Genomic DNA, 13,150 nt, shown 5'->3' with positions numbered 1-13,150 from the left:
CGTGGACGCGGCCCACACACCCCGGAGACAGAACCAGATGAAGTCGATTGCCCAGATCGTCCAGAACAACCGCAGACTCCTCGCGGCCTACGAGGACAAGGTCCAGCCGAGGTTCCTCAGCCGCTATGCGCGTGAACCGATGGACGCCGCCGCCGTGTATCGGAAGCTCCGTGCGCTGGATCCCGGGCCGGATGCGCCGGCCCGGGTTCTCGACCTCGGTTGCGGAACCGGGTGGCTCGCCCGCATGCTCGCCGCCGAGCCTCGCTATCGCAGGGCGAACATCGTCGGCTACGACCTGTCGCCCAATGCGATCCGCATCGCCCGCGAACGCGCCGCCGTCGAAAGGCTCGGGGCCCGGACGGAATTCCACGTCGCCGATGTCCTCGCGCCGCTCGCGGGAGAGCCCGGCAGGACCGATGAAATCTGGGTGTGCGGCGCGCTCCACCAAATGAAGGATGCGGGTGCCGCGCTCGGCAGGGTCGCCGGTCTGCTCGCCGACGGCGGCATCGCTTACGTGCAGACGTTCGCCGAGGATCCCGACGTGAACGAGCGGGTCGACATGGCCGTCATGGCGAAGATGGGCCACCGGGTGTTCCGGGGCAGCGAGCTCGAGGACCTCGCCGAAGCCAACGGGCTGAAGCTGGGCGGAGCCTCACACGCCGGCATGGTGTACTTCTGCACTCTCACGAAGAAAAGCGCGATCGGGGAGGCGGGCAAGTGAGCGCCGTGGACGGGACCGTAGGCCCGTGGTCGCTGCTCGCCCCGATCCGGACGCGGATGCGTGCGGTGGTCGCGTTATCCGTCCTGTCGTCGGTGGCTACCGTCGCTTCGCTGGTCGGCATCATCGACATCGCGATGACGTACCCGGAGGCCCCGGAGCATCGGACGTGGTTGGCCGTGGCTGTCATCGTCGTCGCCGCAACGGTGCGCATGGCCGCGGACGGCGCCGCCGGCATGCTCTCGCACCGGGCGGATAACGACCTGCAGCTCCACCTCCGGCGCCGGCTGGTCGCCCAAATCCGGAAGTTGCCGCTGGGCTGGCTGGACGCCCGGCGCTCGTCGGGAATCATCGGGTCGGTTGAGAAGGACGTCGCGGCTGTCCACCAGCTCATGGGCCACACCGTCGGTGAGACCGTGGTGGCGGTGCTGGTTCCCCTGCTTTCCCTCATCGCGCTCGTCGCGGTGGATTGGCGGATCGCGGCGGTGGCGATCGTCCCGGTGCTGGTCACCTTCGCCCTGATGGGCGTGATGATTTCGCGCGGAGCCGGTCTTCAGCGCGACTACGAGCGAGCCTCCGAAGGAGTGACGGCCGCGGTCATCGAGTTGGTGCGCGGTATCCCGGTGATGAAGTCCTTCGGACGCGCCAACCAGGGCGCGGGTCGCTACGATGCCGCGGCGTTGTCGTTCGTCCGCGCGTGGTCCGCCTGGTCCCGGCAATCGAACATCTATCTCGGGTTCATCGACGTGGTGACGTCCCCGATCACAGTCCTCGCAGTGGTGTGCTGGGCCGGCCTCGCTCTGAGGGACGCCGCGGGCGGCATACCGGAGGGTCTCGTCGCCGGGCTGGTTCTCAGCCTTGGACTCTCCGCGGCGATCGTGCGGGTGGCCATGAACTCCGAACCCATCATCGCGGGGATTGCCGCCCTGAAGTCCATCGCGGAGGTGCTGGGCACGCCGCCAATCGCCGAGCCCGCCGATCCGGTGCCCGTGCGCGGAGGCGCGCTCGAGGTCCGGAACCTGGTCTTCTCCTACGGCGATGGGCCGCGGGTCCTCGACGGGATGTCCGCGACGTTCGAACCGGGGACCCTCACTGCGCTGGTGGGGACCTCCGGTTCCGGAAAGTCCACCGTCGCCCGGCTGTTGGCGCGTTTCCACGACCCCGTTGAAGGCTCGGTGCTGCTGGGCGGCGCCGATCTTCGCGACATCGCCGTGCGCGACGTGCACCGCTCGGTGTCGGTGGTGTTCCAAGATCCGCAGTTGCTCACGCTGCCGTTGCGGGAGAACATCCGGCTGGCCAGGAGAGACGCCACCGACGGCGAAATCATGGCGGCCGCGAAGCTCGCGAACCTCGATGCGGTCATCGCGGCGCTGCCGAAGCGTCTGGATTCGGTGGTCAACGTCGACGTGACCTTTTCCGGCGGTGAGGCGCAGCGCGTGGCCATCGCGAGGTCGATCGTCACGGACGCGCCGGTGCTCATCTTCGATGAGGCAACCGCTTATGCGGATCCGGCTTCCGAGGCCCTCATCCAGTCCGCAATCGAGCGTTTGGCCCGTTCGCGGACGGTGATTGTGATCGCGCACAGGTTGAGCACGATCCGCAACGCCGACCGCATCCTCGTTCTCGATGGGGGAGCGGTCGCGGAGGCGGGTACCCACGACGAGTTGCTTGCGCGCGGTGGCCGCTACCGGGATTTGTGGCGCGCGTTCGCGCTCGACGACGAACCATCCGCTCCGCGGGGCACTGAATCAGACGATGAAAAGGCGGGGAACCGATGATTCGGGACTTGTGGTCGATGACGGATCGGCGCTCGAGAATGACGCTGGCGTGGCTCATTGCGTTGGCCGCGCTTGCCTCGCTGGCCCAGGGAGCGGCGTTCGTCGCGCTGCTGCCGCTGCTGTCGGCTCTGGCCGAGGGAGATGATGCGACGGCGTGGCGTTTCACCGGCGTCATCGCCGGCCTCGCGGTCGCCCATGCGGTGCTGTCCCTCGCCGCGGGGACGGTCGGCAGGGCGAATTCCGCAGCGGTGCTGTCGTCCCTGCTGCGTTCCCTGGGCAAACGCGTGCTGACGTTGCCACTCGGGTACGTCACCAAGTCCACGGCCGGCCGCTTTTCGGAGATGGCGTCGTCGGGTATCGCGTTCGCGGCGTCCGTGCCGCACGTGATCCTGCGGCCCGTCATCGCCGCGGTGGTTGCGCCGACCGTCATCGCCTTCGGAATTCTGGCGGTGGATTGGCGCGTCGGTTTGGTTCTCGTCGCGTCGGCGCCGGTGCTCTTCTTCGCCTACCGGGCCATTGGCCGGGTCGGCGGGGAGTCGGACGAAGCGCATGCTGACGCCGTCGCTGCCGTCTCCGGCAGGCTGATCGAGTTCACCCGCTGCCAGCAGGCGATTCGCGCCGCGAGCGACGGTTCGGCGGCGGACGCGATGGTGGATGAGGCGATCCGGGCCCAACACGATACGTTCGCGAAGGCGACGTCGACGCAGGGGGCGGCCATCGGACGGTTGAGTTCGGTCGTCCATGCGGTGTTCACGGCGGCGGTAATCGTCGCCGTAGCAGTCGCCGCGACGGGCGGGATGGCGCCGGCGCAGTTGGCGCCAATGCTCATCGTGGTCGTCCAGTTCACCGGACCGATCACCACGGCGGGAGCGTTGTCCGGCGGTTTCGGTGCGGGCCGCAACACGTTGGCTGCGTTGCGTGACCTTCGGGCGATCCCCGCCCTTCCCGAACCGACCGCACCGGAGCTGCCCAACGGGCATGACGTGGAGTTCCGCGGCGTGAGCTTCGGGTACGGGGATAAGAAGGTTCTCGACGGCGTCAGCTTCCGTGCACCTCAGGGAGCGCTGGTTGCTGTAGTGGGACCGTCGGGGGCGGGCAAGACGACGGTCATGCGGCTGCTGTCGCGTTTTCATGATCCGGACTCGGGGGAGATCCTCATCGGCGGGGTGCCCTTGCCTCGGATCGGCACCGACGGCGTGAACTCGCTGGTGACCCCGGTGTTCCAGGAGACGTTCCTTTTCGACGCGTCCGTGCGGGACAACGTGGTCTTCGCCGACCCCGAATTCGGTTCCGGGCCCGGTGACGGGGACCGCTTGCGCGAGGCCGCTCGGCGTTCCGGGGTGGACCGCATCGTGGAGCTGCTGCCTTCCGGGTGGGATACCCCGGTGGGGGAGGAGGGGACGCTGCTGTCGGGAGGCGAGCGGCAGCGCCTCGCCATCGCCCGGGCGCTTCTGAAGGATTCCCCGGTGGTGCTTCTCGACGAGCCGACGTCCTCGCTGGATGCGGCCACTGAGCGGGCGATCGTCGGCACGATGGAGGCGTTGCGCGGCGATCGCACCGTGATCGTCGTCGCCCATCGCCTGCACACCGTCCGCGATGCCGACCTCATCGTCGTGCTTTCGGAGGACGGGACGGTCGCAGAACGGGGCACGCACGATGAATTGCTGGCGAAGGGCGGCCGCTACGCCGAGTCGTGGGCGTGTCGGACGGGGAGCTCCTCGGGCGCCTGATCCTCATCACCTGGTCGATGCCCTCACGGGCCGCCCTGCCGCAGCTTCCCGAATCCCACCGCCAGGCGCTCGGTGGGCAGAGCGAAACCGCCGACGAAAACGCCGAGCAGCACGAACACCGACGAGCTGTAAGGCTGAAGCTTCCTAGAAAGCGAAAATAGCCCTCTTCCTCATTCCCGTGAAAGCTGGGAGGGAAGGGGGCTCTTTGCTGCCTTGCCGCTAGCTACTACCGCCCGTGCACCTGGTTTTGAGCAATTTCCAGCCCGTGGCTGGCGATTAGCTCCACTGCCTCCGCCGCGGTGGGCAGGGTGAAAGCGAGTTCCTCGCGCTCCTTGGCATTGAAGTTGCGCAGCACATAATCAGCTGGATCCTGGCGGCCCGGAGGACGACCAATGCCAATGCGCACGCGCATGTAGTCCTTCGTGCCCAATGACTTCGATGTCGAACGCAGGCCATTGTGGCCATTCTCGCTCCCGCCGCGCTTAAGGCGCACCACACCCGGGTCTAGGTCCAGCTCATCGTGGACCACCACGACGTCGCTAGGTGCGACATTGAAGAACTTCGCCAGCGCCGCGACCGGCCCACCCGACAGATTTATGTACGTCCGGGGCTTAGCCAGAATCACCTGTCGCTCGCCACCATCGGAGATTTTAAACCGAGTCTGCACAATCTCAGCATTCGATTTCTTGTGCACGCTAAACGACGAAGGCATCGGAGAAGTCCGGCTGGCTAGTTCATCTAGCACCAGATGTCCGACGTTATGGCGGGTGAGTTCATATTTGGGCCCAGGGTTGCCGAGCCCCACGACAAGCAGAGGCGTGGTGGAGGCGTTCATGAGTTCAATCTTGGCACACCGTGCACGGTCTTATGATTTTTCTGCGGGTGACTCTTCACGTTGATTGACTTTGAAAACGCCCCGTACTCGTCAAACAAAACTACAAGGAGCCGCGGCTCGTACACCTCGCCCGAGATAGCTGCGGCTTTCTGCTGCGCGTAGCGGTGTTCCATCTCCGCATGCACCCACTGGATAAGGCGGACATGCTCCGCGTCGGTTGACGTGTACATCACCACATTGGGTAGGTGCTGCACCAGGGGAACGTAGTCCGAGCTACCTTTACCGTCGGCAATCATTGCATCGGCACCCGCGAGCACGCAGCTAGTCAGCAGCCATGAGGCCCAAAACGACTTACCGCTACCAGTGCCGCCGCCGACCAGTGCGTGCGGTGAGCGCGCCATAGCAGCCGACAGCACTTCGCCGTCCGCCGTGCGGCCCTGCACCCACGCCAGGCGCGGATACGCGGCAACAGATGACGCGCAAAACTCTTCCAACGAGTCGGTGCCAGTTACATGGAGTTGCTCGTCTGCGCCAGGCACCCAGGGGTCATGCGGGCAGCCCTCGGCGGGGTGACGATTGCCACTCGGTCAGCGGCCAAACGGCGCAGTTCAACGTCGCATTTCACGACACCGCGCAGCTTTTCAACAGTCCGGTTCCAAACGTCGAACCCAACAGTCGGCGGGGTTTCACTGACAGGTAACCGCGACCGTCACCTGTCACACCCCACCCCTGCGGAGTAGGGCAGAGGTAGGAGGTCACCCCGTCCGCGCGTTTAGTGACGTAGGCGAGACCCAGCTTGTGCATGGTGTGGTTCCAGTGTGCCAGCGTCGTGGACTGCACCAGCTCCCAGAGGCCGCGCGCGTCGCGCTTGACGAGCTGATAGCCGCGGGTGGCTTGCATGTCGTGACCCGCGACCTGCGCCGTGAGGCCATTGCCGGTTACGTCGTAGAGACCGGCGGAGCGCAGGGCTTCCACCGCGTCGCCGGTGTCGAGTTCCAGTGTCAGGCCTACGCTGTCCGGCTCAAACCGCACCACGTGCTCGTGCCACGGCTGCGGGGAAAACACCGCGCCGTAGATACGCAGCAGCTCGTGCACAGAGTCAGCGGGCAGCTTGCCGACCCCCGGCTCATGGAACGAGCCGCCCTTTACGTGCTGGGCAAGCTGTGAGTAGCGTTCGCGGTAGCTGGCGAGGTCAGCGACTGCCTCGTTGATAAGTGCGGGGCCGCAAAAACCCTCGTCCACGGTGTCCGTCTCTGCTACTTGCTCCGTGTCACCGGGAACCTGCGGCAGGGTGTCGTCGCCGAGTCCGGCGAAAAAATCTTTAGCCATTTTCTTACTCCTAAACGTTTGTCCATGACTCCGTTGCGACCTCCGCGTCCGGCCGGTCAGCGGTCGTCATGGTGAACACAAAATTGCCGTTTGACTGGTCGATATGAAATCAAAAAGGTTTTTCACATTGAGGCGGCGACGAATGCGCTCCTCATTCTTTTCCAAGTCAGCGAGGCGGTACTGCGACGGCGCGGACACTCGCGCCTCCACGTTGCCAGTTTCCGCTAGTGGGGTCAGCGACACGGTGCAGCAGGCCGTGTGGAAAGCCTTGCCATTCTCGTCGTAGGTGGTCTTCGCCAGGCCGCCAGCCTCTAAAGCGTCGTCCAAATCAGCGAAGCGCCCGCGCCCTGTCTTCTGGTCGAACACGACCGTCACGGCACTGCGTGGCGGTACCCGCACCTCGTACCGGCGACCCCTGAACCATGCGGCGAGCCACAGGGCAATGGCGGCGACCGCCGTGTACCCGGCAGCAGCATTGTGCAGCACCACCGAGACCAGATACAGCGCGGCGAGCACGGCGAGCCAGCGGAGCCACCGCCTGCGCCAGGTGGGCTGCCACAGCCACCGCGGAGTGTCGATGGGCAGGCTCCACTGCGGGCGGGGAAGCCCCAGCCTGTCGAGCAGCCCGGCGCGGTTGTCCGTCTCCTGTGGCGGGGCGAAGTCAATGTCGGGGTCGCCGAGCGGCTGCATGATGGTCGTCTCGTCGTTATCTACTGGGTAGAAGGCGCGGGTTTCGTCATTCATCGTTACCTCCGCAAATCATGGTGTAGGCGAGGAGATAGGTGGCATAGGGCTGCTTCACGCGCCCCTCGTCCAGTGCCTCGTTGTATATCGAGTACCGCTTGGAGGCGCTGGCCTCGCCGCATACCCACGCTTCCTGTGGCAGCTCCTCGCGCCAGCCGGAGTCACAGCCGTCGGGCACCAGGTAGGTGTCCGCGTCCGAGTCAGAGTTCACTTGGAAAGCGGGCGGGGTGCCAGTGCCGACCCACTGGAAGCAGGCCTTTAATATGTCGGGACGGTAGGGGCGGACTTGGCCGAGGTGGTCCACAATCTGCTGCCCGCGCTCGTACGGCGACGATGTAGTGGACGGCGTAGGCGACGGAGTAGAGGTGGCTGTCGAGGTCGGACTAGCTGTCACCGTCTCACCACTGCCACTGGTGCCGTGCGGCAGCCACAGCCACACGGTCAGCAGTGCCAGTGTAGTGCAGGCTGCATACGCTAGACGCGACACATCACGCGGGTGCGGGCGGCCGCCGCCATATTTCGCGGTAATTAGCTCCGGGCCGGGAAGTGTGGAAGAAAATTCTTCGAACTCTCTTTGCGCGCCGTCGCTGTGAAACGGCGGCACGTCGAGGATTACCGATTTCATGCCGCTACCTCCAATCTAAGCGTCACTGTGACGTTTTCCCGTGTACTCACAGCAGACCTCCTAATAGGTGGAGTAGCTGGCTGGGGTCGATTTCCGCAGCGGCTCCGCCGCCACCGGCCAGCAGGAAGCCGAGGCCGACGTAGCCCAATTTCTTTTTCATGCTCCTGCTCATTTCCCGGTCACCAGCCCCAGCGCCTCGCGCAGCGGGCGGGCAGGCCACCGCAGCACACGACCCACCTGGACGGCAACAATTTCCTGGTCTCCCACGACGACATCGTCAAGCGTGCTTCGCTGCTGCGCCGTGACTCTGTCCCCGGTGCATTCGACGGCACTATCTCGGTTGACCGCGAAAACAACATTATTTGGGCAAACGGCACCCCGATCCAGGTCATCTACTCCAATGACCCGGCTACTGTTGACTACACCGCGTACGACCTCAACGATGCGATTGTCATCGACAACACCGGCCGCTGGCGTGACCGTGAGGGGCTGTCACAGCACCTGCAGTCCAAGGGCGTTTCCAAGGTTCTGCTCACCGCGCCGGGCAAGGGCGGTGTGAAGAACATCGTCTACGGAATTAACCACAGCATTATCGAGGAGTCTGACAGCATTTTGTCGGCAGCCTCCTGTACTACCAACGGCATCACCCCGGTGCTCAAGGTCATCAATGACCGCTACGGCGTGGCGCACGGCCACGTGGAAACCGCGCACTCGTTTACCAATGACCAAAACCTCATTGATAACTACCACAAGGGCGAGCGCCGCGGCCGCGCCGCTGGCCTGAACATGGTGCTTGCCGCCACCGGTGCCGCCAAGGCCGTGGCCAAGGCCCTGCCTGAGTTCGAAGGCAAGCTGACCGGCAACGCCATCCGCGTTCCCACCCCAGATGTATCCATGGCGGTGCTCAACTTGGAGCTGGAGCAAGAAGTCGACCGCGATGAGGTCAATGACTTCCTGCGCAATGTCTCCCTGCATTCGGATCTGCGCCAGCAGATTTCCTACATTGCCTCCCCAGAGGTCGTCTCTAGTGACTTCGTGGGCAATACCAATGCCGGCATCGTTGATGGCATCGCCACCATTGCCTCCGGCAAGCACCTGGTACTCTACGTCTGGTACGACAACGAGTTTGGCTACTCCAACCAGGTCATCCGCGTGGTGGAAGGGCTTTCTAATGCCCGCCCGGTGGTCCTGCCCAAGCGCGTATCTCCCTCTGAGCTTTAAGCTCGCATAATTTAAGGCCCGCGGTAATCCCCGCGGGCCTTAATTATTTAAGCGGTGGGGCGAAGTGCCCGTGTCCGCAACAACCGCCTGGCGGCCCACGAAGTAATGGCGGCGAAAAGCAGGGTCATCATCGCCGCAGCGGCGTAGCGGACAGGAGAATCCGCATTCATCGGCCAGGCGGGGAAGGCAATGAGCCAGAGCACAGTCTTCGCGAGGACATCGCCGCCTACCGTCACGGAGACAATGATGCCGACGATTGTCAGAGCAAGTGAGCTCCAGATACCAAAGCGGATGACGACGATGAGCGATATCACCGTGAGCACGTATCCCACGCCGACCGCTAGGGGCAGTTGCGCTAGTACGGTTAGGGCAGCACCACCGGCGAAGATAACCGCGACTGAAGCACACGTGCACACCACTGCGATGATGCCCAGTAACCACAGGAGAAGGGCAGTAGAACAGTGGCGAGATTCTATATAAACAATTGGCCACGCGCCCGAGAACCCCGGCCAGACCAGCACAGAAAGTACACCGGCACCCACGGGGAGAAGCAACAACGTGAAGAATCCCTGTACATAACTTGGTGGGTAGATAAGGGCAATAAAGATCAGCGCTAAGGCGCTTAATGCCAAACAAGTGATGACCGCTGGCGTCATGATGACCCGGTAAAAGCCACGCAGCGCATCTGCAAGGCGCGAGTAGGCAGCGGCACGAGAGACAGTCGCAGGGCGCCACCCCTGAGCAGGAGTGGCGGTGGTACTGGTCGTGGGAGCCGTCACGCCCCGGGGTCGGGAGCGCGGCCGTACTCGGCGCGGTGTCATGGTCGCGGTGAAAACGCTTGCTACAGCGAGGGTGAGGCATAACGCCAGTGCAGGAAGGGGGCTTTCCTGCAGGAGCGGATCGCCAGGCTCGAGCGGAACCGAATTCTGGTGGATGCGCAGCGCAGGCAAGAGTAACCGTAGCGGCCACGCGGGTGGGAAGGCCCACCATAGCGGCCCTTCGACAACGCGAGGAAGCACACTAATGACCTGCCAGATAGCCGCGAGAATTAGCGTGACGGCAAGGCCCAGCCTGCGGGCGCCTGCGGTCGCAAGCCCCGCGATGCCGATCGCTCCAAGGAAAGAATAAGCTCCAGCGATGATAAGCAGCTGGTGTTCTGCACGAGCTTGTATTGCAACCGCCGCCCAGGACAGACCGAAATTAAGTAGGTGAAATACTGCGAGGCTTGCCACGACGATGAGGAACCGGGAGGCATGCTCATAGCGAGGGTTAAGCCGGCGCCATAGGGTGCCGCCGCTACGGTTGAGTGCCTCGCGGCGTTCTGGAATGCCAGCAAAAAGTGCAATGAGCGGAGCGTACATGCCAGTGATGAACATGGATTGCCAGCCAAGAACCCCTGTAGCGTCTTCGGCAGAGGAGGCAAAGGCAGAAAAGAATACCGTCATTAACACCAGTGGCAGGGCGAGTAAGGGTAGCCACTGCACGGCGCTGCCGCGGCACCGCAGTAGTTCTGCAGAAAGATACCGTCGATACTGCTTAACCATCGGTCTCACCATCTGCAGAAGTCAGGCGGAAGAATTCGGCTTCCAATTCACCGCTCGGGGCGAGCTCTTGCAGGGATCCGGAGTACCGGATGGTGCCTTGGGACAAAATAGTGATGTCGTGGGCTAGGTGAAGGACCTCACCGAGTTGATGGGAGCTGACCACGACGGTGTGCCCAGCGGCGGCGAGCTGCTGGAGGAGCTTGCGCAGCTCCGCGATGCCCTGTGGATCGAGTCCATTTTGCGGCTCATCGAGCAATAAGATTTCTGGATCCCCGAGTAGGGTCTGGGCTAATGCCAAACGGGCTTTCATCCCGGTGGAAAAAGATTTTGCCTTCTTAGCACCAACCCTGGCTAGACCGGCAATGTGCAAGACACGGTCGATTTCAGAATCGGGCAATCCAAGCAGGCGGGTATGTACGCGGAGGTTATCTGTGGCTGACAGGTGCCCGTAGAAGGCTGGCCCATTGACCGAGGCGCCAACGTGGTCAAGGACTTCGCGCGACCATGGTTCGCCAGCCACACGCACCGTTCCCGAATCGGCGGGCAACAGGCCAAGGAAAATGGAAAACAGGGTGGACTTGCCGACGCCATTTCTCCCGAGCACTGCATGTACGCGGCCAGGTGAAATATGAAAACTTATATCCCGCAGCACTGCCTGGGAACCGAAAGACTTTGTGATGTGTTCGAAGGAAACCTCATAGCTCATATGAAAAGTATGAGCCGCGCGACTACCAAAATCTTCCGCCCCCGAGGCGGTCTTCGCGCCGGGTCAGTCCTACCACGGTAGGAGGCTAGGCGATGCCAGCTTTGTGCGCCAGTAGCACCAAAGCCACGCGGTCGCGTGCAGCTAGTTTGGACATCAGCGCGGAGACATGCGTTTTTACCGTGGTATCTGCGATAGACATGTGGCCGGCAATCTCGCCATTGGTAGCTCCGCGCGCAATGAGTGTGAGCACCTCCATCTCGCGTCGTGTGACTAGGCTAAGTCCTTGGCGTTGGTGTGGACTAAGCTGGCTGTGCGTTAGTGCCCGGCGGTAGCCCTCCAGAACAGGGCCCGTTACTTGGGAGGCGAGGACAGACTCGCCCTTGGCAACGTCTCGTACTGCTTCTACCAGCACCTCAGGATCCGCATCTTTTAGCAAGAATCCATGCGCACCGGCGGCAATAGATTGGGATACCAGATCTTCTTCATTGAACGTGGTAAGCATGATAATTCGGCAGTCAGGGGTGCGGGAGAGAATAGCTTGAGCCGCGGCAATTCCATCCATGCCAGGCATTCGTATATCCAAAATGGCCACATCAATGCGGTATTGAAGAGCTAATGAGACGGCGTCGGCTCCGGAGGCTGCGGTAGCCACCACCTCAATATCTTCCTGCGCGTTCAAGATGGTCGATAAGGCAGCGACGAGCATTGCTTGATCGTCTGCAAGCATGACGCGAATCTTAGGCATGGTTGTCCTTGTGTAATGGGAGTTCCGCATCCAGTGTAAATTTCTGGGCATCGCCACTGTTTATTAAGCTTCCGCCCAACGCTTGGGCGCGTTCCTTTACTCCCACCAAACCCACGCCGCTGCCGGATACTTCACTGGGAGTCGGGGACGTAGCGGTGGAGGTGAGGGTGACTCGTGCGGCATCGGAAAGCGTAAGTTTTAGCTGCACATGCGTGCCGGGGCCTTGATGACGCAAGGCATTGGTCAGCCCTTCAGAAATGATGCGCACCAGGGCTAGCTGAGTCAGCGCGGAAACCTCGTAGGAGGATGGCAATTTCGCGTCAATCTTCAGGCCAGCGGTGCGAAAGCCGTCGATGATGCCCTGTACATGCTCGAGCTGCTGAGCGGGTTCCAAAGCCGTAGGCCCCGTACTGCGTAACGCCGTGACGATGGCGCGCACTTCCTCCAGCGCGGAATCCGCACCATCGCGAATACTCTTCAAGGTGTCCTGTGCAGCGGTCGTATCCATTCGAGCGGCGATAATCCCGGCATTGGCCTGAACCTTGATCAAGGTGAGGGAATGGGCCAAGACATCGTGCAATTCTCGGGCGATGAGTAAGCGCTCTTCCTCCTGCGCTTGGTGGAACCGTTCTTGAGCTAAGCGCTCGCGTTGCCTATCCAGATCAAAATAGCGTGCGGCGATGAAATAGGCGCTGCCGAGCACCGCCCAATGCACCACCAGCAAGGTAATGTAGCGGCGATCTAGCTGGAAAGATAAGAGAAAGGACTCAGGGTCAATGCGCCACATAGCAGGCGATATAAGAGAACCCATAAACGCAGCGGTAAGCACCGCGCGGGGAATTGAGCGGCGTTCCACGTAGCGGGAAGTAGCGTAGACGGCCATCGGCGCGGTCAATGCCCATGGGGTGACCCCGAGGTTTGCTGGTAGCTGGCTTATCCACGCCGCGGCCCACGCACCAAGGAGGACGATAAAGCCAGCTGCGCTGAGTACCGGTTTGGTACGCCAGACCCAGATGAAGGGTAAAAATAAAAGCGATAGCGCTGCTTGGATGAGTTCGATAGCACCGGGATTCGCCCATGCACTAATGAGATAAAACACCGCGATGAGCGCTGCCACCGCGGTGAGGATTTTATCCCCCAAGCGTGTTCTGGCGACGGTGTCAGTGCTCATAGTC

13 protein-coding genes are annotated in these 13,150 nt (G+C 62.7%); 4 read left to right on the top strand and 9 right to left on the bottom strand.

Annotated features, from left to right (window positions below):
- Positions 1-37: 37 nt before the first annotated feature.
- The 3 genes from ABRP66_RS04985 to ABRP66_RS04975 are packed head-to-tail and all read left to right on the top strand — an operon-like array spanning position 38 to position 4,226.
- Positions 38-721, top strand: coding sequence for a class I SAM-dependent methyltransferase (locus ABRP66_RS04985; RefSeq protein ID WP_284771094.1), 684 nt, complete (start codon positions 38-40; stop codon positions 719-721).
- Positions 718-2,496 carry an ABC transporter ATP-binding protein gene (locus ABRP66_RS04980; protein ID WP_284850392.1) on the top strand — a complete coding sequence of 593 codons (1,779 nt, stop codon included), beginning with the start codon at positions 718-720 and terminating at the stop codon, positions 2,494-2,496. The genes ABRP66_RS04985 and ABRP66_RS04980 overlap by 4 nt, the downstream gene beginning before the upstream one ends.
- Entirely contained in the window at positions 2,493-4,226 is a 1,734-nt protein-coding gene (locus ABRP66_RS04975; protein ID WP_284771096.1) for an ABC transporter ATP-binding protein, read from the top strand. The genes ABRP66_RS04980 and ABRP66_RS04975 overlap by 4 nt, the downstream gene beginning before the upstream one ends.
- Before the next feature lie 226 nt (positions 4,227-4,452).
- Here the strand turns inward: ABRP66_RS04975 and pth are convergent, their stop codons facing one another.
- From pth to ABRP66_RS04950, 5 genes are all read right to left on the bottom strand, one after another.
- Entirely contained in the window at positions 4,453-5,061 is a 609-nt protein-coding gene (gene pth, locus ABRP66_RS04970) for an aminoacyl-tRNA hydrolase (RefSeq protein ID WP_284819573.1), read from the bottom strand.
- On the bottom strand, positions 5,058-5,555 hold the full coding sequence (locus tag ABRP66_RS04965; protein WP_284819574.1) for an FtsK/SpoIIIE domain-containing protein: 498 nt from the start codon (positions 5,553-5,555) through the stop codon (positions 5,058-5,060). The genes pth and ABRP66_RS04965 overlap by 4 nt, the downstream gene beginning before the upstream one ends.
- 127 nt (positions 5,556-5,682) lie before the next feature.
- Positions 5,683-6,390: a hypothetical protein gene (locus ABRP66_RS04960; RefSeq protein ID WP_284819575.1), complete on the bottom strand. Its 708-nt coding sequence runs from the start codon at positions 6,388-6,390 to the stop codon at positions 5,683-5,685.
- A 66-nt stretch (positions 6,391-6,456) separates the two neighbouring features.
- A complete protein-coding gene (locus ABRP66_RS04955; RefSeq protein WP_284819576.1) occupies positions 6,457-7,134 on the bottom strand; it encodes a hypothetical protein in 678 nt (225 codons plus the stop codon).
- The gene (locus ABRP66_RS04950; protein WP_284819577.1) at positions 7,127-7,759 is read right to left on the bottom strand and encodes a hypothetical protein; all 633 of its coding nucleotides are present in this window, start codon (positions 7,757-7,759) and stop codon (positions 7,127-7,129) included. The genes ABRP66_RS04955 and ABRP66_RS04950 overlap by 8 nt, the downstream gene beginning before the upstream one ends.
- Before the next feature lie 27 nt (positions 7,760-7,786).
- On the opposite strand from ABRP66_RS04950, the gene ABRP66_RS04945 reads away from it, so the two are divergent.
- Positions 7,787-8,980, top strand: a complete 1,194-nt coding sequence (locus tag ABRP66_RS04945; RefSeq protein ID WP_284819578.1) for a glyceraldehyde-3-phosphate dehydrogenase — start codon at positions 7,787-7,789, stop codon at positions 8,978-8,980.
- Positions 8,981-9,027: 47 nt separating this feature from the next.
- Here ABRP66_RS04945 and ABRP66_RS04940 read toward each other — a convergent pair whose 3' ends face one another.
- The 4 genes from ABRP66_RS04940 to ABRP66_RS04925 form a co-directional block, all read right to left on the bottom strand.
- Positions 9,028-10,524 (bottom strand): ABC-2 family transporter permease, encoded by a 1,497-nt coding sequence (locus ABRP66_RS04940; RefSeq protein ID WP_349838408.1) that lies wholly within the window; start codon positions 10,522-10,524, stop codon positions 9,028-9,030.
- Complete coding sequence (locus ABRP66_RS04935; RefSeq protein WP_284796767.1) at positions 10,517-11,230, bottom strand: ATP-binding cassette domain-containing protein; 714 nt, start codon at positions 11,228-11,230, stop codon at positions 10,517-10,519. Before ABRP66_RS04935 ends, ABRP66_RS04940 begins: the two co-directional genes overlap by 8 nt.
- Positions 11,231-11,315: 85 nt before the next feature.
- A complete protein-coding gene (locus ABRP66_RS04930; protein WP_284796766.1) occupies positions 11,316-11,975 on the bottom strand; it encodes a response regulator transcription factor in 660 nt (219 codons plus the stop codon).
- Complete coding sequence (locus tag ABRP66_RS04925; RefSeq protein ID WP_284850385.1) at positions 11,968-13,146, bottom strand: sensor histidine kinase; 1,179 nt, start codon at positions 13,144-13,146, stop codon at positions 11,968-11,970. Before ABRP66_RS04925 ends, ABRP66_RS04930 begins: the two co-directional genes overlap by 8 nt.
- Positions 13,147-13,150 lie beyond the last annotated feature (4 nt).

Source organism: Corynebacterium sp. KPL2680, from assembly GCF_040225675.1.
GTDB classification, from domain to species: Bacteria; Actinomycetota; Actinomycetes; order Mycobacteriales; family Mycobacteriaceae; genus Corynebacterium; species Corynebacterium rhinophilum.
Note: the sequence above shows the minus strand (reverse complement) of the source record. Positions and strands in the feature narration are given on the sequence as shown.

What these genes read in the sequence shown, in the direction of transcription:
- ABRP66_RS04985 (WP_284771094.1), top strand. Translation starts at nt 38, where the DNA reads ATGAAGTCGATTGCCCAGATCGTCCAGAACAACCGCAGACTCCTCGCG.
- ABRP66_RS04975 (WP_284771096.1), top strand. Translation starts at nt 2,493, where the DNA reads ATGATTCGGGACTTGTGGTCGATGACGGATCGGCGCTCGAGAATGACG.
- pth (WP_284819573.1), bottom strand. Translation starts at nt 5,061, where the DNA reads ATGAACGCCTCCACCACGCCTCTGCTTGTCGTGGGGCTCGGCAACCCT.
- ABRP66_RS04960 (WP_284819575.1), bottom strand. Translation starts at nt 6,390, where the DNA reads ATGGCTAAAGATTTTTTCGCCGGACTCGGCGACGACACCCTGCCGCAG.
- ABRP66_RS04955 (WP_284819576.1), bottom strand. Translation starts at nt 7,134, where the DNA reads ATGAATGACGAAACCCGCGCCTTCTACCCAGTAGATAACGACGAGACG.
- ABRP66_RS04950 (WP_284819577.1), bottom strand. Translation starts at nt 7,759, where the DNA reads ATGAAATCGGTAATCCTCGACGTGCCGCCGTTTCACAGCGACGGCGCG.
- ABRP66_RS04940 (WP_349838408.1), bottom strand. Translation starts at nt 10,524, where the DNA reads ATGGTTAAGCAGTATCGACGGTATCTTTCTGCAGAACTACTGCGGTGC.
- ABRP66_RS04935 (WP_284796767.1), bottom strand. Translation starts at nt 11,230, where the DNA reads ATGAGCTATGAGGTTTCCTTCGAACACATCACAAAGTCTTTCGGTTCC.
- ABRP66_RS04930 (WP_284796766.1), bottom strand. Translation starts at nt 11,975, where the DNA reads ATGCCTAAGATTCGCGTCATGCTTGCAGACGATCAAGCAATGCTCGTC.
- ABRP66_RS04925 (WP_284850385.1), bottom strand. Translation starts at nt 13,146, where the DNA reads ATGAGCACTGACACCGTCGCCAGAACACGCTTGGGGGATAAAATCCTC.